Source organism: Salinibacterium sp., from assembly GCF_031364185.1.
Lineage (GTDB): Bacteria > Actinomycetota > Actinomycetes > Actinomycetales > Microbacteriaceae > Rhodoglobus.
The window spans coordinates 1-17,068 of record NZ_JANLVV010000082.1; the positions used below are offsets into that span (position 1 = coordinate 1).

General features: G+C 63.7%; 20 protein-coding genes. 4 read left to right on the forward strand and 16 right to left on the reverse strand.

Annotated features, from left to right (window positions below; translation table 11 throughout):
• From RMN95_RS04085 to hrcA, 10 genes are all read right to left on the reverse strand, one after another.
• On the reverse strand, positions 1-822 hold an 822-nt coding region (locus RMN95_RS04085), incomplete at its 3' end, for a histidine kinase (RefSeq protein WP_309615682.1).
• 227 nt (positions 823-1,049) lie between these two features.
• Positions 1,050-1,976 carry a hypothetical protein gene (locus tag RMN95_RS04090; protein ID WP_309615683.1) on the reverse strand — a complete coding sequence of 309 codons (927 nt, stop codon included), beginning with the start codon at positions 1,974-1,976 and terminating at the stop codon, positions 1,050-1,052.
• Positions 1,977-2,263: 287 nt separating this feature from the next.
• Complete coding sequence (era, locus tag RMN95_RS04095; RefSeq protein WP_309615684.1) at positions 2,264-3,169, reverse strand: GTPase Era; 906 nt, start codon at positions 3,167-3,169, stop codon at positions 2,264-2,266.
• Between the two features lie 2 nt (positions 3,170-3,171).
• Positions 3,172-4,470, reverse strand: a complete 1,299-nt coding sequence (locus RMN95_RS04100; protein ID WP_309615685.1) for a hemolysin family protein — start codon at positions 4,468-4,470, stop codon at positions 3,172-3,174.
• Positions 4,471-4,478: 8 nt separating this feature from the next.
• Positions 4,479-4,940: an rRNA maturation RNase YbeY gene (gene ybeY, locus RMN95_RS04105; RefSeq protein ID WP_309615686.1), complete on the reverse strand. Its 462-nt coding sequence runs from the start codon at positions 4,938-4,940 to the stop codon at positions 4,479-4,481.
• Complete coding sequence (locus RMN95_RS04110; RefSeq protein ID WP_309615698.1) at positions 4,937-5,899, reverse strand: PhoH family protein; 963 nt, start codon at positions 5,897-5,899, stop codon at positions 4,937-4,939. The genes ybeY and RMN95_RS04110 overlap by 4 nt, the downstream gene beginning before the upstream one ends.
• Positions 5,900-5,969: 70 nt before the next feature.
• Positions 5,970-6,320, reverse strand: a complete 351-nt coding sequence (locus tag RMN95_RS04115; RefSeq protein WP_309615687.1) for a histidine triad nucleotide-binding protein — start codon at positions 6,318-6,320, stop codon at positions 5,970-5,972.
• A gap of 35 nt (positions 6,321-6,355) precedes the next feature.
• Positions 6,356-7,084 (reverse strand): 16S rRNA (uracil(1498)-N(3))-methyltransferase, encoded by a 729-nt coding sequence (locus RMN95_RS04120; RefSeq protein WP_309615688.1) that lies wholly within the window; start codon positions 7,082-7,084, stop codon positions 6,356-6,358.
• Positions 7,085-7,086: 2 nt separating this feature from the next.
• On the reverse strand, positions 7,087-8,199 hold the full coding sequence (gene dnaJ / locus RMN95_RS04125; RefSeq protein WP_309615689.1) for a molecular chaperone DnaJ: 1,113 nt from the start codon (positions 8,197-8,199) through the stop codon (positions 7,087-7,089).
• Between the two features lie 17 nt (positions 8,200-8,216).
• Positions 8,217-9,239 (reverse strand): heat-inducible transcriptional repressor HrcA, encoded by a 1,023-nt coding sequence (hrcA, locus tag RMN95_RS04130; protein WP_309615699.1) that lies wholly within the window; start codon positions 9,237-9,239, stop codon positions 8,217-8,219.
• A gap of 215 nt (positions 9,240-9,454) precedes the next feature.
• Between hrcA and RMN95_RS04135 the strand changes: the two genes are divergently transcribed.
• Positions 9,455-9,814, forward strand: coding sequence for a DUF4870 domain-containing protein (locus tag RMN95_RS04135; protein WP_309615690.1), 360 nt, complete (start codon positions 9,455-9,457; stop codon positions 9,812-9,814).
• A gap of 59 nt (positions 9,815-9,873) precedes the next feature.
• Positions 9,874-10,245, forward strand: a complete 372-nt coding sequence (locus tag RMN95_RS04140; protein ID WP_309615691.1) for a DUF4870 domain-containing protein — start codon at positions 9,874-9,876, stop codon at positions 10,243-10,245.
• A 32-nt stretch (positions 10,246-10,277) separates the two neighbouring features.
• Here RMN95_RS04140 and hemW read toward each other — a convergent pair whose 3' ends face one another.
• From hemW to RMN95_RS04160, 4 genes are all read right to left on the reverse strand, one after another.
• Positions 10,278-11,504, reverse strand: a complete 1,227-nt coding sequence (gene hemW / locus RMN95_RS04145; RefSeq protein ID WP_309615692.1) for a radical SAM family heme chaperone HemW — start codon at positions 11,502-11,504, stop codon at positions 10,278-10,280.
• Positions 11,505-11,568: 64 nt separating this feature from the next.
• The gene (locus RMN95_RS04150; RefSeq protein WP_309615693.1) at positions 11,569-12,084 is read right to left on the reverse strand and encodes a DUF1990 domain-containing protein; all 516 of its coding nucleotides are present in this window, start codon (positions 12,082-12,084) and stop codon (positions 11,569-11,571) included.
• 5 nt (positions 12,085-12,089) lie between these two features.
• The gene (gene lepA / locus RMN95_RS04155; RefSeq protein WP_309615700.1) at positions 12,090-13,943 is read right to left on the reverse strand and encodes a translation elongation factor 4; all 1,854 of its coding nucleotides are present in this window, start codon (positions 13,941-13,943) and stop codon (positions 12,090-12,092) included.
• A gap of 111 nt (positions 13,944-14,054) precedes the next feature.
• Positions 14,055-14,366, reverse strand: a complete 312-nt coding sequence (locus RMN95_RS04160; RefSeq protein ID WP_309615694.1) for a hypothetical protein — start codon at positions 14,364-14,366, stop codon at positions 14,055-14,057.
• 103 nt (positions 14,367-14,469) lie between these two features.
• Here RMN95_RS04160 and RMN95_RS04165 point away from each other — a divergent pair, with 103 nt between their 5' ends.
• Positions 14,470-15,177, forward strand: coding sequence for an alpha/beta fold hydrolase (locus RMN95_RS04165; RefSeq protein WP_309615695.1), 708 nt, complete (start codon positions 14,470-14,472; stop codon positions 15,175-15,177).
• Positions 15,178-15,446: 269 nt separating this feature from the next.
• A complete protein-coding gene (gene rpsT, locus RMN95_RS04170; RefSeq protein ID WP_309615696.1) occupies positions 15,447-15,707 on the forward strand; it encodes a 30S ribosomal protein S20 in 261 nt (86 codons plus the stop codon).
• A gap of 82 nt (positions 15,708-15,789) precedes the next feature.
• Here the strand turns inward: rpsT and holA are convergent, their stop codons facing one another.
• A complete protein-coding gene (gene holA, locus RMN95_RS04175; protein WP_309615697.1) occupies positions 15,790-16,788 on the reverse strand; it encodes a DNA polymerase III subunit delta in 999 nt (332 codons plus the stop codon).
• A 42-nt stretch (positions 16,789-16,830) separates the two neighbouring features.
• Positions 16,831-17,068, reverse strand: a 238-nt coding sequence (locus RMN95_RS04180) for a hypothetical protein (RefSeq protein ID WP_397545244.1), incomplete at its 5' end; no start/stop codon positions are given.

A 17,068-nucleotide genomic window follows, 5' to 3' on the forward strand; every position in this document is an offset into this window, starting at 1 on the left:
ACGCAGCTGATCGACGAGTCGGTCAAGGTCGGCCAGGGCGGGCTGAGGTCCGGCATCCTGGCTATGCCTCAACTGCCCGAGAAGGATGCGCACGTCGGCGAGGGCTTCGCGCGCCGTCGTCGAGATGGTCACCAGCGCGCCGTCGACTGCATCGGGATCGGATGCCCGGGCATAGCGTGCACCGTCGGCCTGGGCGATCACCACCGCAAGGCTGTGCGCCACCACGTCATGCATGTCGCGGGCGATGCGGTTTCGTTCCTGCTCGATGACCACGGTGTTCTCGGCGCGGAGTAGCTCGCGGAGGCTATCGCGGGCATTCGCTCGCGTTTTGACGAGGAGGCCTGCCGTCCAGGAGAGGCCGAGGACGGCGAAGGCGGCGACCGCAATGCCCACGAGGGTGACGAACATGCCACGGCTGGCGATGCCCGTGATGTAGTCCAGGTAGTCTGCGGCATTGATTTCCGCCGGGCGACGAAATACCAGATAGAGGCTGGCAATAATAGCGCCGAGCACAGCTGATCCCAGCCCCAGCCACTTTGCCACGCCATCGCCGTATCGTGCGGTAGCGAACAGGACCGCGGGAATGGCAAGGTCTGCAATGTCGGGAACTCCTCCGGAGTGCATCTGGAGAAGTGCACCGGCCCACGCGATCGCAAGAGCAAGCGCCGGGCTCATCCGGCGCACAGCAAGCGCAGCACCCAGCAGCACGATGGCGATTCCAAAGGCGAACGTGTCGAACCCGATGGCCAGCCGCGCCAGAACGCACACGGCTGCAATAGACAGGTCAAAAGCGAGTTGGCGCGAGGTGATGGGCCTGATCATTACCCCACGGTACGCCGCAATGTGCCCCGGAAGCCGAAGGATACTCCTCTAGCTCGCCGAATCATCCTCGCGATGTATATGCCGGATCTCAACCACTGCAGCCCCCCCCCAGGCCCGACTTACGCCCTGACTCGCCGCCGTCGACACCACTCTCCGCCGTCAACACCACTCGCTGCCGTCGTCGGCCGATGCCCTCGAGACTCCAGGTTTTACGCTGACACACGAATTCACCGTAAGAGGTGGAGTTTCGACCGAGGTGGGCGCCATCCGTTCCGCGACAGCGCGACGGCGATGCGCTTCGCGACAGACCCTGGATCGCTCATGTGCTCGTTGAGTACCCTGATCACGGTCCATTCTGGGGCAAGCTGCTCTAATCTCACCACGTCGCGGGCAAACTGCCGAGGATTATCACGATGCTGGCGACCATCGTATTCGGCGATTGTGCGCCACTGTCGAAAAACCAGATCGCCGAATCGCACGGGCTCACCGTCCGCAGAAACTCGCTCGTTGACAGTCGGCTCAGGCAGGCCAAAATTCGCAATCAGAAGTCGAAGATCTGTCTCGCGCGCAGAGTCGGCACCTGCCCGAACCATCGAAAGGGCCTGTCTCAGGAGCGCCAGCCCGCGAACACCGTTGTGACTTCCGGTGGCGCGTACCAGGTCGTCGATGGTCGCCAACGGGTTCTGTCGCCGCACCAGGCTGTCTCCTGCCGCGATCAATTCGTCGAGTGAAAGCTCGCCCGCCAACAGTCGCCAGGTCTCGACGGGAGTCGTGAGGGGCAGCCCAAATAACAGTGCACGCTCAACCCGCCCCACCCCGAACCGATGGCCGACTACGCCGACCATCCTCGGCTCTCGGTGTGGATAGATACTCGCCACGTGAATCTCGGCCGTCTGTAACCGCAGCGGGAGCCACATTCCCCACAGCGCCGCTGCCGTCGAATGGCTGAAGAACTGCTGCTGGTCGAGTAACGGCGCGAATGCGTGAGCCCGATCGACGATGGATGCCACACTGCCCGTAGTTCGGACACCGCGAAATGGCGCACTCAGCTCATTGTGGCGCAACCGTGACGCCGGAACGCCGAAATCGCGCGCCTCCTTCACCGAAAAGCTGGCACCGTTCAACTCGGGTGGTATCGCTGAGAGCCTGGACATGTCTCGAGGATGCCGGGTGCTCCCCCGCCATCAGGACGCATCCCTCAACTCTGTGCAAAAAGCGGTCGAAACTCCAGTTGTTGCGGAGACGCCCGACGGGGCCCGCACAAACTGGAGTTTCGACGAGGGTTTCGAGCAGGCGACATCCGCAGCCCAGCAGGATCCCGTGCCAGCGGAATCCCGTGCTGGCAGGATCCCGTGCAGGGGCAGAACCCCGTGCCAGAAGAGCAACACCGGGCACGCGACTCAGCGACGCGAAGAGTCTCGCGAGCAGGAATCAGAGCGAGCTAGAAGCCGAGGCGCCCGAGCTGCTTCGCGTCGCGCTGCCACTCCTTGGCGACCTTCACCCGCATCGACAGGAACACTTGCCGCTTCAGCAGTTTCTCGATCTCCACGCGGGCTCGAACGCCCACTTCCTGCAGCCGCTGCCCCTGGTGACCAATGATGATGCCATTCTGGCTGTCACGCTCGACAAACAGATTCGCGTAGATCTCGAGCAGGTCCTTCGACTCGCTCTCGATCATGTCGTCGAGGGTGACCGCAATGGAGTGGGGCAGTTCGTCCATGACGCCCTCGAGCGCGGCCTCCCGGATGAGTTCACTGATCCGCGACTCGGTGGATTCATCCGTCACCGCGTCATCCGGATACAGCGCCTGCGAGACCGGCATCAGCTTGACCAGCTCGGTCGCCAGAATGTCGAGCTGGGTCGAATCGAATGACGAGATCGGGATGATCGCATCCCAGTCCCGCAATTCGCTAACGGCCTGCAGCTGCTGAGCCACGCCGGGCCGCGATGACGCATCGATCTTCGTCACGATGGCCACCTTCTTCGCCCTCGGAAACGACTCAAGCTGATCGTTGATGTAGCGGTCGCCCGGGCCGATCTTCTCGTTGGCAGGCAGGCAGAGGCCGATCACGTCGACCTCGCCGAGCGTGTCCTGGACGATGCTATTCAGTCGCTCCCCCAGCAGCGTGCGAGGTCGATGCATCCCGGGGGTATCAACGATGACCAGTTGGCCGGAGTCGTGATGGACTATGCCCCGGATGGCGCGGCGCGTGGTCTGCGGTTTCGACGAGGTGATCGCGACCTTCTCGCCCACCAGCGCGTTGGTCAATGTCGATTTGCCGACGTTGGGGCGGCCGACAAACGACACGAACCCCGCTCGGTACTGTGCTCCATCGGGTGAGGTCACGGTCATTCCGCCTTATCAGTGTTGAACGCCAACTCGGCGTCGATGAGAGCCTGATCCCGCTCCACCAGCACCGTGCTGAGGCGTTTTCGACGCCCCTCGGTGCGATCAGCGGTGAGCACCAGGCCCGAGAATTCCGCAGTGGATCCGGCGACGGGGAGGCGCCCAAGCACCTTCGTGATCAATCCGCCGACAGAGTCAACCTCGTCGTCTTCGAGCTCGAGACCGAACAGATCACCGAGTTCGTCGATGGCGAGCCTCGCACTGACGCGATAGCGACCATGGCCAAGATCTTCCACCTCGGCAGCGTCGTTGTCGTACTCATCAGAGATATCGCCGACGAGTTCTTCGATGAGGTCTTCAAGCGTCACCAGCCCCGCAATGCCGCCATATTCATCCACCACCATGGCCAGGTGGTTCGACTCGAGTTGCATCTGCCGAAGCAGGCTGTCAGCCTTCTGCGATTCGGGAACGAACAGCGCGGGCCGGGCCAGCTCCGCCGCTGTGAGAGTGTCTGCGTCCAGAGTTTGCTCGTAGACAACCCGCGACACATCGCGCAGGTAGATCACCCCGAGCACCTCGTCGATGTCGCCACCGATCACCGGCATCCTCGACACACCCTTGCTGAGGAACAGGCCCATCGCCGCGCCCATGGTTTCGTCGTCGTCGATGGTGATCATGTCGGTGCGAGGCAGCATCACCTCACGCACCACCGTGTCGTTGAATTCGAAAATCGAATGGATCAGCTCGCGGTCGTCCTCCTCGAGCACCTCCAGTTCTGTGGCCTCGTCGACCATGCTGAGCAGCTGTTCCTCGCTGGAGAATGTGGCGCTCGGGGGTCGTCCGGGGGTCACCCTGTTGCCGAGAGCCACCAGCGCTGCCGCAATGGGCCCGAGGATTACACGGATCGCGTGCACGATCGGCGCCGCAAATTTCATGATCGGCCTGGCGTTCGCGCGCCCGACACTGCGCGGGCTGGAGCCCACCAGGACGAAGGATGCCCCGGTCATGATGAGCGCCGCCAACAGCAGGGTGACCCACCACTCGGCGATGGAGTAAGCGAGGGCAAGAGTGACCAACACCGCCGCCGTGGTTTCGGCGACGACCCGCATGAAGCTGAGCGCGTTGATATGAGCGCCGGGATCCTGGGCGATTGCCAGCAATGACTTACGCGACCGGCTCTGGCTGGAGAGGTCGGTCAGATCCGTGCGACTGAGCACGGAGAGAGCGGCATCGGCCGCCGCAAGAAGTCCACCGAAGACGACTAAGACCACGGCGACACTGATGAAAATGCCGATCATCATCGGTGCGCCTACGTCGGTTGCTCGGCAAGCGTAAACGCGACGAGAATGTCGCGCTGGAGGCCGAACATTTCTTTCTCCTCGTCGGGCTCTGCGTGATCGAATCCGAGAAGATGAAGGATTCCGTGCGTGGTGAGCAGCAGCATCTCTTCCAGCGTGGTGTGGCCCGCAGTCTCGGCCTGGGCGATCGCCACTTGCGGGCACACCACAATGTCGCCGAGCAGGCCAGCGGGTGTCAGCACGTCATCGGTGCCGGGGCGCAACTCATCCATCGGAAAACTCAGCACGTCGGTGGGGCCAGGCTCATCCATCCACTGCACGTGGAGTTGCTCCATGGCTGCCTCGTCAACGAAAAGGATCGCCAGCTCCGCATCGGGATGAACGTGCAGGTGGTCAAGCGCAAACACCGAGAGCCGCTGCACTGCCTGCTCATCCACCTCGACACCCGACTCGTTGTTGATCTCGATGCTCACGAGGTGGCCTTCCGGTTTCGCTTCTCGTCGCGCTCGAACTTGTCACGCTGCTTCTCAGCCTCGTACTGGGTGTAGGCGTCGACGATCTGCCCCACGAGGCTGTGCCGAACAACATCGGCACTGGTCAGCCTGGCAAAGTGAATCTCGTCGATGTCATCGAGCACCGTGGTCACCAGTTGCAATCCGGATGCGCCGGCGGGCAGGTCGACCTGCGTCACGTCACCCGTCACCACCATCTTCGAACCGAATCCCAGACGGGTGAGGAACATCTTCATCTGCTCCGGGGTGGTGTTTTGGGCCTCGTCCAGCACCACGAAGGCGTTGTTGAGCGTGCGACCGCGCATGTAGGCCAGCGGCGCGACCTCGACGGCGCCGGACGCGAGAAGCTTGGGCACCAGCTCTGGATCCATCATCTCGTTCAGGGCGTCGTACAGCGGGCGCAGGTAAGGGTCGATCTTGTCGGTCAGGGATCCCGGCAGGAAGCCGAGCCTCTCCCCCGCCTCGATCGCGGGGCGGGACAAAATGATGCGCTCGACCTCTTTGCGCTGCAGCGCCTGCACGGCTTTGGCCATGGCGAGGTAGGTTTTTCCGGTGCCGGCCGGCCCGATGCCGAACACGATCGTGTTGTCGTCGATGGCGTCGACATACTCTTTCTGGCCCAGGGTCTTCGGCCGAACGCTCCTGCCGCGCGACGTCAGAATCGCCTGGCTGAGCAGTTCTGCCGGGCTGCCTGCTTTAGATTCGAGGATGCGAGCTGACGAGGTCACCTCGACCGGCCCCAGGTCGACCCCCTCCCGCACCAGGTGCACCAGTTCGGCAACGAGCACTCGCGCGGAGTCAACCTGGCCAGCGTCGCCGCTGAGCGTGATCCTGTTGCCCCTGACGAGCACGTCGACGAGCGGATACCGTTTTTCGATCGTGGCCAGCAGTCGATCCTGCGGGCCGAGCAGGCGCACCATTGCCACGCCATCCACCTCGAGATCGACCCTGTTCTCGAGCTGGGCGGGCTCGCGCGCGCTGAAGTTGTCGCTAGAAACCAAGGGAGCCTTCCGTGAGAGTGCCGCCCAGCACGTGAGCGTGAACGTGAAAGACGGTTTGCCCGGCGTTATCACCGGTATTGAAGATCAAACGGTACTGGCCATCGGAATGTTCCGAGGCAATTAACTGCGCCGTGGCGACGACCTCGGCGAGGAGGCCAGGATCAGCCGCCGCAAGCTCGGTGACATTGCGATACGCCTCCGTCTTCGGTACGACGAGGATATGCAGGGGAGCTTTCGGAGCAATGTCGCGAAACGCGATGATGGAATCACTCTCAAACACGATGTCGGCGGGGATTTCACGCGCAATGATGCGAGTGAAGATGCTGGGCGGATTCGACATGACTACAGCTTAAGGCGCGTCGGTGGGAACTCTCCTTACCAGCGACCCAGCTTCGCATTCAGTATGGCGAGCGCTGCCGGCCCGGCCGTGGAGGTGCGCAGCACCTCCGGACCGAGGCGCACTATCGACGCTCCTGCCGCGGCAAGGACATCGAGCTCATGCGGGGAGATGCCACCCTCGGGGCCCACGACAATGATGAGGTCGCGATCGTCGACGTCGAGCGCGGTCATCGCGAGTTCTGCGGTCGGCTCGAGCACGAGCATCCGGGCGCCGCTGGCAAGTTTTGCCAACTGGGTAGTGCTGACCAGGTCGAGCACATCGGGAATCCACGACCGAAGTGACTGCTTGGACGCCTCCCGTACCACTGCCATCCAACGGTCGCGGCCCTTGGCGACCTTGGCGCCCTCCCACCGGGAGATGCTGCGGGCGGCCGACCACGGCACCACGCCGTCGACACCGAGCTCGGTTGCCGCCTGCACGGCCAGCTCGTCGCGATCACCCTTCGCCAGCGCCTGGGCAAGAAACACGGATGGCGCACGACGGTCATCGCGCTCTATTGTCGCCACCTCGATTGCCAGTTCGGTGTGTTCAGCGGTGACGATGACGCCAGACACCACGAATCCGCTGCCGTTGCCGATCGCGATGGTCTGACCTACTGCCAGCCTCGACACTGTCACCGCGTGGCGGGCTTCCGCGCCGGTGATCGAGACCCTGTCGCCGACGACAGCCGACTCGAGGGTTTCGTCGAGGTAAAAGTGGGCCATCGTCAGAGCCCCAGGAACCTGTCTCGAAGCTTGGTGAAAAGCCCTTGCTGGAATTGCGCAAAGTGCGGCGGCGTGGCCTTTCGAGCCCCGGCCAGCTGCTTGATCAGCTCCTGCTCTTTATGGTTCAGTTTCGTGGGCGTCATGACCTGGATGCCGATCTTCAGATCACCGCGGCCCGCACCGCGCAGGTGGGTGATGCCCCGATCACGAATCGTGATCACCTCTGCGCTCTGGATGCCCGGCCTGATGTCGATCGCAACGTCACCGTCAAGCCCCTTGACGGTGCTGCGTGTGCCCAGGATCGCATCGGTCATCGCCACCTCGATTGTGGCCAGCAGGTCGTCGCCATTGCGACTGAACGTCTCGTGGTGACGCACCTTGATTTCGAGAAACAGGTCTCCGTTGGGTCCACCCGCCGGGCCGACCTCGCCCTGCGCGGGCATCTGCAGGCGCAGGCCAGTGTCGACTCCCGCCGGGATGTCGACAGGGATCGTTCGGGATGCGCGAACCCGGCCCTGGCCTGCGCAGGTCGCGCACGGGTTCAGGATGATGGAGCCGTAACCGCGGCAGGTTCCGCAGGGGTTCGACGTCATCACGTTGCCGAGCAGGCTGCGCATCGTGCGCTGGATCTGGCCGGCTCCATGGCAGATGTCGCACATGACCGGCGAAGTTCCCGGCGCGCAGCACGAACCATTGCAGGTGTCACACAGCACCGCCGTGTTCACCTCGAGGTCTCGCTTGGTGCCGAAAATCACCTCGTCTAGATCGACCTCGACCCGCACGAGCGCGTCCTGGCCGCGTTCGCTGCGTGATCGGGGGCCCGTGGTCCGACCACCGCCACCACCACCACCGAAGAAGGTCTCGAAGATGTCTCCGAAGCCGAAGTTCGCCCCGCCCGCGCCGAAGCCCGGCTGCGGGCCGAGATCGTACTGCTGGCGCTGCTGCGGGTCGCTGAGCACGTCATAGGCGTGAGTCACCGACTTGAAGCGCTCCGAGGCGTCGGCACTCGGGTTCACATCGGGATGCAACTCTCGCGCGAGCCGACGGTATGCCTTCTTGATTTCTTCGGGAGTGGCACTGCGGTCAACGCCGAGTACCTCGTAGTGGTCAGCCAAAAGTCGATATTCCTCAGTTATTCCGTGCCGAGCAGCCGCGACAGGTAGCGAGCAACAGCTCGCACCGCAGCCATATTGTTCGAATAGTCCATGCGCGTAGGGCCCAACACCCCGAGTCGCGCCACACTTCCCCCAGACGAGGAATAACCGCTGGTGACAACGGAAGTCTCGCCCAGCCCGTATCCCGCGTTCTCCCGACCGATGCGCGCCAGCACTCCGCCCGGCTCGATTTCCATCTCGCTGAAAAGCCGAAGCAGGGTCACCTGCTCCTCGATGGCCTCCAGCACAGGGTAGATGCTGCCGCTGAAATCTTCTTCTGTGCGAGCCAGATTCGCAGTGCCCGCCATCAACAGACGATCCTGCTTATTGGCGAGAACCTGCTCGGTGAGGCTAGCGACGATTTGCTGCACCACGGGGCGTCGCTCGGGAGTGAAACCCTCCACAAACGTGGCCAGTTTCGCCGCGGCATCCGACAGCCCCAGGCCACCCAGTGAGGAGTTGAGTTTGGCGCGCAGCTCACCGATGAGCATGTCGTCGAGGGGCGCTGAGACGTCGAGCAGTCGTTGCTCGACGCGGCCCGAGTCGGTGATGAATACGGTCATCAGGCGGGTCTCGGTGAGCGGGACCAACTCGACATGGCGCACGCGCGACGTCGACAGTGAGGGGTACTGCACCAGCGCGACCTGATGGGTGAGCTGAGCCAGGAGCCTGACCGTTCGCGCCAGAACATCGTCGAGATCGACAGATTCTCCGAGGAATGCCTCGATGGCACCGCGCTGCGCCACGGTCAGGGGGCGAAGGTCAGCAAGCTGGTCGACGAAGACCCGGTAGCCCTTATCGGTCGGTACGCGACCGGATGACGTGTGCGGAGCCGCGATGAGTTCCTCGTCTTCGAGGAGGGCCATGTCGTTGCGAATGGTGGCAGCCGAGACGCCGAAGGAATGCCGTTCGACGATGGATTTCGACCCAACAGGCTCGCGAGAGGCCACGTAATCCTGCACAATGACCCGCAGAACTTCGAGTCCACGATCAGAGACCAATGCCGTCACCTACCTCTCGCTGTTGGCACTCGAACCTTAGGACTGCCAATCTTACCGCGACTCGCTATGTCAGAACCGTTGCACGCGCTGCGCGGGAGGCGCTACCTTGTCTCTGTGCCTGAGACGTCCACAGCACACGACCTGGCCCGACCCGAAACCACAACCAGCATCGATTACGGCACTCAGCCGAAGTCACCTTCGAAAGGCACAACACCATGACCGATCCAACACCGCAGGCAGCTGCCGCCGCACCGCTCAGTGAGACCGAAGATCGCCAGTGGGCATCCTTCGCCCACCTCGGCGGTATCCTCGGTTTCCTTCCCTCGCTCATCATCTGGCTGGTGTTCAAGGATCGTGGCGCGTTCACCAACACCGAGGCGAAAGAAGCGCTGAACTTCCAGATCACGATTGCTGCCGCATACATCATCGGCTCGATCCTGACCGTCGTCGTCATCGGTTTCCTCATCATGGCCGCCGCGGGAATAGTCGCTGTAATCTTCTCGATTATGGGATTCCTCAAGGCCAAGGACGGCATCGCGTACCGCTACCCGTTCGCCCTCCGCCTCATCAAGTAACTTTGAGTCAATAGGGTGCCCGCGAGCAATGCTCGCGGGCAGCCTGCTTTAATGGCTCCATGTCTGAATCCACACCACCCACAAACCCCTACCTCACGGTCCAGCCACTGAGCCCGAGCGACGAGAAACTCTGGGCAACCCTGATCCACGTGGGGGGCATCGTATTGAGTTTCCTGCCCGCGGTCATCGGGTACATCGTGCTGAAGGATCGTGGGCCCTTCATTCGTGCGCACTCCGCGACGGCACTCAACTTTCAGATCACACTCATGATCGCCTATATCGCCGGAACCATCACCTCGTGGATAGGCATCGGCCTGTTGATCCTGCTCGCGGCCTGGGTGCTCTCCATTGTGTTCAGCATCATGGCCGCCATTGCCGCCAACAACGGTCAGGTCTACCAGTACCCGCTCGCCATCAAGTTCGTGAGCTGAGGCGCCCGAAGCGCCGGGTACCACAGGGCGGCTCAGTCGTCGAGCAGGCGCCGGACCACGGCATCCGCGAGCAGTCTGCCGCGCAGGGTCAACTCGATCCGTCCGGCCAGCGCCGCACGGGCATCCACCAGCTCATCGGCAATCAGTCCGGCGACGGCGGTGCGACCGGATGCCGCGAGCCGGGTCAACGGAAACCCCTCCCGCACGCGGGTTCTCAGGAGGACCGACTCGACCCGGCGTGTCTCGTCATCGAGAGTCTCGCGCCCCGCCGCCGGGGAGCCCCCGGCGGCAATTCTCGCGGCATAGGCCGCGGGGTGCTTCACGTTCCACCATCGCACCCCGCCGACGTGACTGTGCGCTCCAGGCCCCACCCCCCACCAATCGTGCCCGACCCAGTAGCCGAGATTATGGTGCGAACGAAATTCCTCGTCGCGCGCCCAGTTCGAGACCTCATACCACTGGTACCCGGCGGCCGAGAGGCTGGCGTCCGCCAGCTCATACATGTCGGCCTGCAGGTCGTCATCCGGCAGGGCGACCTGACCTCGACGAATCTGGCCGGCAAGTTTCGTTCCGTCCTCAATGATGAGGGCGTAGGCCGAGACGTGATCGGGGCGCTGCGCCAGCGCCTGGTCGAGTGAGGCCCGCCAGTCTTCGAGACTCTCGCCCGGAGCGCCGTAGATCAGGTCAAGACTCACCTGCAACCCGGCCTCCCGCGCCCACTCCACGACGAGAGGGATGCGCTCGGGATCATGGGTGCGCTCGAGCGTCGCCAGCACGTGAGGCACGGCAGACTGCATCCCGAACGAGACCCGCGTGAAGCCCGCGGCTTTCAGTGCGAACAGGTAGTCACGATCGACCGAATCGGGATTGGCCTCCGTGGTGACCTCGGCGCCCGGCACCAGGCCCCACGTCTCCACCACGGCCCGCAGCAGTGCTGCAAGGTCGGTAACGGGCAGCAGCGTGGGCGTTCCACCACCGAAGAATACGGTGGATGCGGCTCGCGCCGGCAGGCCGGACCTCGCAAGCACGGTCTTCGCCATCGCGACCTCCGCGATGGCCTGGCCCGCGAAATCGCCGCGCTTCGCGCCTCGCAGCTCGTCACTGGTATAGGTGTTGAAGTCGCAATATCCGCAGCGAACCCTGCAGAAGGGCACGTGCAGGTACACCCCGAAGTTGCGCGAGGCGGCGCCCCTGGTCGCGCTCTCGGGCAGCATCCCGTCCCGGGGGGCCGGGTCAGCGATCGGTAGCGGGCTAGGCATGCACCGCGGTCCGCTTCATTATTCAAGTCTCGCAGGTGGGTGGCAGCATAAGCACCAGCGCGATTCAGGCGAGCGCTCTGAGGTAGCGCCGGGTGTAGAGCTCCTGCGTGAGACGCAGCACGGGGTATACGAGCCACCACAGCGCATTCGCGGGCCGAGAGAAGGCCCTGATGTCGATCCATACGCTGTCGTCGTCGAGATGTTCAACGACGAATGCTTCTTCACCGTTCTCCGGATGCCCGGGCAGGGTGCCGTACGCAAATCCGACTCGACGCGGCTCAGCGACGACGTAGACGACCCGCGCCGGAGCGGTGACCGTGATCGGACCGAACGGGATTGCGAGCCGCACCGAAATGCCCTCGACGATGTCGTGTGAACCGTGGACGCGAAATCCACTCTTCTCCTGCACGCCCCAGGCCATGATCGACGCGGCGGCTTCGACGAAGCACGCGTTACCCGTGCCGATGCGGGCCCGCCGGTGCAGGGGTCGGTAGCCGGAGGGCGGCTCGGTCATCAGGGTGGGCGATGCCGATTGCCCGACCGCGGCATACGTGAGTCGTGACGCCGAGAGATCCGTCATCGACGCTACTTCTTCTCTTTCTTCTCGACATCGCCGGTCAGGGCTGCGACGAACGCCTCCTGCGGAACTTCGACCCTGCCCACCATCTTCATGCGCTTCTTGCCCTCTTTCTGCTTTTCGAGGAGCTTGCGCTTGCGGGTGATGTCACCGCCGTAGCACTTGGCCAGCACATCCTTGCGCATCGCGCTGATCGATTCGCGTGCGATGATGCGGGCCCCGATGGCGGCCTGAATGGGCACTTCGAACTGCTGGCGAGGGATCAGCTTCTTCAGCCGCTCCGTCATCAGCACCCCGTAGGCGTAGGCCTTCTCACGATGCACGATCGCACTGAACGCGTCGACGGCCTCGCCCTGCAGCAGAATGTCGACCTTGACGAGGTCAGCCTCCTGGTCGCCGGATGGCTCGTAGTCCAGGCTCGCGTAGCCTGCTGTCTTGCTCTTCAGGTGGTCGAAGAAGTCGAACACGATCTCGCCGAGAGGCATCGTGTATTTGATCTCCACGCGATCTTCGCCGAGGTAGTCCATGCCGATCAGGGTGCCGCGGCGGGACTGGCATAGTTCCATGATGGTGCCGACGTAGTCCTTCGGGGCCAGGATGGCGGCGCGCACCATCGGCTCGCTGACATGGGCGATTTTGGTTCCGGAGGGAAACTCGCTCGGGTTGGTGACGGTGAATTGCCTCTTGTCTTCGGTCATCACCTCGTACGTGACGCTGGGCGCGGTCGAGATCAGATCGAGGCCGAATTCTCTCTCGAGGCGCTCCGTGACGATTTCGAGGTGGAGCAACCCGAGGAACCCGCACCGGAAACCGAAGCCGAGCGCGACGGAGGTTTCGGGTTCGTAGTTGAGCGAGGCATCCGACAGCTTCAACTTATCGAGAGCCTCACGCAACACCGGATAGTCGCTGCCGTCGATGGGATACAGCCCCGAGAACACCATCGGCTTCGGGTCGGTGTATCCGGCGAGTGCCGTCGTCGAAGGCCGCTGGGCGTTCGTGACGGTGTCACCCACCTTCGACTGGCGCACATCCTTCACTCCGGTGATCAAGTAACCGACCTCGCCGACGCCGAGTCCCTTGGTCGGAGTCGGCTCGGGGCTCGAAACGCCGATCTCGAGCAGTTCGTGAACGGCACGGGTCGACATCATCTGGATGCGCTCCCGCGGGCTCAGGGTGCCGTCGATCATGCGCACGTAGGTGATGACGCCGCGGTACGAGTCGTATACCGAGTCGAAGATCATCGCGCGGCTCGGAGCGTTCGGGTCACCCTTCGGGGCCGGGATCAGCTCGACAACGCGGTCAAGCAGGTCTTCCACACCCATGCCGGTCTTGCCGCTCACACGGAGTACGTCCTCCGGCCTGCCGCCGATCAGGCTGGCCAGCTCTTTGGCATATTTCTCCGGATCGGCCGCCGGGAGGTCGATCTTATTGAGCACCGGGATGATCGTGAGGTCGTTGTCGAGAGCCAGGTACAGGTTGGCGAGCGTCTGCGCTTCAATGCCCTGTGCGGCATCCACCAGCAGGACGGCACCCTCGCAGGCGGCAAGACTCCGCGACACCTCATAGGTGAAGTCGACGTGGCCGGGGGTGTCGATCATGTTCAGTGCGTATGACGCGCCGTTCAATGCCCAGGGCATGCGAACCGCCTGGCTTTTGATCGTGATGCCGCGTTCGCGCTCGATGTCCATGCGGTCGAGGTATTGCGCGCGCATGTCGCGATCGGATACCACGCCGGTGATTCCCAGCATCCTGTCTGCCAGCGTCGATTTTCCATGGTCGATGTGGGCGATGATGCAAAAGTTGCGGATAAACGCGGGGTCGGTGAAAGCCGGCTGTAACGCCGTGATGGCTCTGGGACTCAACGCGTGCCTCTCGTAGCGGCCCTGACTGCTGAGGGCGACCTCAAGTTTACGAGAAAGCGCGGAGCCCGCCGGACGCGAGAGCATCACGGCGGGCCTTCGGCCGTCTGTGCGCTAGGCCCAGAGCGCGGCGACCGCGAAGATGGGCACCAGCGCCAGCGCCGCGAGCGCTCCGAGGAGCCAGCCCGCCAGCGTCACACTGCTCGTGATGATGCCGCCGATCGCCAGGCCTCGCCCCGACGACTCCCTACGTAGGGAGAGGATGCCGAGAATGAGTCCCGCGACGGCGAAAACAGGCTGGAAGCCCATTCCGATCGACGCGACGCCAAACGCCAGCGCAAGAATTCCCAGCACACGGTCGGTGGGAGTAGCAGTAGCAGGGCTAGGCGTGGTGGGGCTGGGCGTGGTGGGAGCTGTCGTTGTCATATCTCAAAATTACGCAGGCAGGCGTCAATCCGATATCTGGCTAACCCCCGGAATGACGCGGAGGGAATCCGCCTCCGCCACCCAACGGGAATACGCTCACAGCATGATCCACTCCGTCGTCCTGGTGCACGGCTTGCGCACCTCCGCGACGATGTGGCGGGCCCAGGTCGAGGCACTCGAGGCCGCCGGTCACCAGGCCGTCGCCGTCGACCTTCCCGGCCATGGCTCGCGGATCGGCTCGAGATTCACGCTGGCCGGGGCCGTCGACACTATTGCTCACGCCGTGGATAGTGCCGCCCACCCCGTGCTGCTCTGCGGCTTCTCGCTCGGCGGATACGCGGCCATCCACTATGCCGGGGCTGGCCCGCGACCCATTGTCGGCCTTGTTGCCGCGAGCTGCGGCACCCAGCCTCACCGGCTGATCCTCGACGCATGGCGCTTGGCAGCACGGGCAATTCACCGGCTGCCCGACCGGGGCCTCGCGCTCAACAACTGGGCGGTGCGCGCGGCCGTGAAAGATGCTGCCCTCGCCGACGACATCATTCGTGGTGGAGTCGCACTCGACGTGATGGATGACGCGCTGCTCGAGCTTCGCCAGTTGCATCCGATCTCCTCGCTCAGCCGAATCGACGTGCCCGTTGTCTTCATCAACGGAACCCTCGACCACTTCCGACTGCAGGAACGCCAGTACGCGGCGGCAGCGCCTGTGGCGCGGCTCGTGCACATCCCCGGTGCGACCCACATGGTGTCGGTGACGCGGTCGGCAGCGTTCACCCGAGTGCTGCTGGGGGCGCTGGAGGGCCCGGGATAGGCCGGGGTGTGGGTGGCGGCCGTCGTGTTCCTCGGTCGCAGGTTCCCTCGGCGCTGTGGTCGCGCGATTGCCATAGCTCCACCGCGCTGGTAATGTTGCTCGTTGGCTCGCGCGGGGTTTCTGGCCCCGCGAACCGCAGTCGGGATCACACAGGGCCCGCCGTCTCATGACAGCAGTTCCCCTGGCGCACAACACCTGGCCGCCCAGACTGCCTCACGAACGATCATTCATTAGAACCAGCAATCACACGAACGAGAAGGTACAACACCGTGGCAAATATCAAGTCGCAGATCAAGCGCATCCTGACGAACAAGAAGTCACAGGATCGCAACCGCGCTGTCAAAAGCGAGGTCAAGACCGCCGTCAGGGCTACGCGCGAGGCCATCTCTGCCGGCGACAAAAAGGTTGCCGCTGCCGCCCTCGTCGTGGCCGCCAAGAAGCTCGATAAGGCCGCGGCCAAGGGCGTCATCCACCAGAACCAGGCCGCCAACCGCAAGTCGGCCATGGCCAAGCAGGTTGCCTCGCTGTAATCACGTTCTTCATGACAACGCCCTCGCCGTCGGCGGGGGCGTTGTGCTTGTGTCGGGCTCGCTCTTCGGAGACACCGCGCGGCTAGAGCCCGCGACCCGCGATCACGGCGACCATGCGCTCCAGCGCGAAGACCGGGTCGCGACCAAGGCCCTTGATCTGGGCATCCGTTGCGGCGATAGCCTCGATGCAGTTGCCGAGGCCATCTTCGTTCCATCCCTGAAGATCGCGGCGCCCCCGATCTATTTGCCAGGGGGCAAGGCCCAGCTTCGAGGCGAGTTGGCTGGCCGGAGCGGTCATGCCCGAGATTTTTGCCATGGTGCGCAACTTCGATGCGAATGCGGCCACGATCGGAACCGGATCCGCACCCGACGACAGAGCGTGGCGCAGTAGGACGAGAGCCTCGCCCGTGCGGCCTGCGATTGCCGCATCCGCCACCGTGAATGCCGTCGTCTCAACCCGGCCCGAATAGTATCGCTCGACCGTCATCTCGGTGATCTCGTCGCTGTCATCGGCGAGCAGCTGCTGGCAGGCTGAGGCAAGCTCCGCCAGATCATCAGAAAACGCTGCCACCAGAGCGCGAATCGCCCCGCCGGTCACCCTGCGACCCGCGGCAGCGAACTCGGAGGCGGCAAACTCCGTCTTCTCGGTGTCTTTCTTTAACTCGAGGCACGCGATCTCAATGCCGCTCCCGGCCCCGCCGCGAATCGAGTCGAGGAGTCTTTTGCCCCGCACACCCCCGGCGTGGCGCAGTACCAGGTACGTGTCGTCGGCCGGCCTCGCGAGATAGGCGATCGTCTCGGTGATGAAGGCGTCAGTGCACTTCTCCACATTCACGACCCGGATCAGCCGTGGCTCGTTAAAGAGCGATGGGCTCGCCAGGGTGATGAGTTCACCCGGCGAATACTGGTCGGCTTCGATGTCGTGGATCTCGAGACTGGGATCTTCGGCCTTCAGGATGTCGCGCAGAGACCGAATCGCCCGGTCAGCGAGAAAGGCCTCTGTGCCGCTGACCAGCACAACCGGTGCGGGCCGAACTCTATTGAACGCCAGCTGGGGAATCGCAATTTTGGTGGCTGCCACCGAGTCAGCATATTGTGCCGAACCGACATCGGCGGCACGAGACTAACGCTCGGTCCAGACCGAGACTGCTCCTGGCTTTTCCCCCGGTGACAGCAGAATGAGTCCGCGCTTATCGGTTCGCTCCGGTGTGGTCGCCGTACCGGCCAGACTCTCGAGAAGTGCGTCGGCGGGATGCCCGTAGCCAATATGTGCGCCGACGCCGACCCGCCCCACCACCGCGTGAACCCGCGCGTAGAGTTGCGGGTCCGGCTCAGCCCAGCCGGGGGGGGGTACGTTCACC

Coding starts and splice junctions, on each gene's coding strand:
- RMN95_RS04090 (WP_309615683.1), bottom strand. CDS start 1,976: ATGTCCAGGCTCTCAGCGATACCACCCGAGTTGAACGGTGCCAGCTTT.
- RMN95_RS04100 (WP_309615685.1), bottom strand. CDS start 4,470: ATGATGATCGGCATTTTCATCAGTGTCGCCGTGGTCTTAGTCGTCTTC.
- RMN95_RS04110 (WP_309615698.1), bottom strand. CDS start 5,899: ATGGTGCGCCTGCTCGGCCCGCAGGATCGACTGCTGGCCACGATCGAA.
- RMN95_RS04115 (WP_309615687.1), bottom strand. CDS start 6,320: ATGTCGAATCCGCCCAGCATCTTCACTCGCATCATTGCGCGTGAAATC.
- RMN95_RS04120 (WP_309615688.1), bottom strand. CDS start 7,084: ATGGCCCACTTTTACCTCGACGAAACCCTCGAGTCGGCTGTCGTCGGC.
- RMN95_RS04135 (WP_309615690.1), top strand. CDS start 9,455: ATGACCGATCCAACACCGCAGGCAGCTGCCGCCGCACCGCTCAGTGAG.
- RMN95_RS04140 (WP_309615691.1), top strand. CDS start 9,874: ATGTCTGAATCCACACCACCCACAAACCCCTACCTCACGGTCCAGCCA.
- hemW (WP_309615692.1), bottom strand. CDS start 11,504: ATGCCTAGCCCGCTACCGATCGCTGACCCGGCCCCCCGGGACGGGATG.
- RMN95_RS04150 (WP_309615693.1), bottom strand. CDS start 12,084: ATGACGGATCTCTCGGCGTCACGACTCACGTATGCCGCGGTCGGGCAA.
- RMN95_RS04160 (WP_309615694.1), bottom strand. CDS start 14,366: ATGACAACGACAGCTCCCACCACGCCCAGCCCCACCACGCCTAGCCCT.
- RMN95_RS04165 (WP_309615695.1), top strand. CDS start 14,470: ATGATCCACTCCGTCGTCCTGGTGCACGGCTTGCGCACCTCCGCGACG.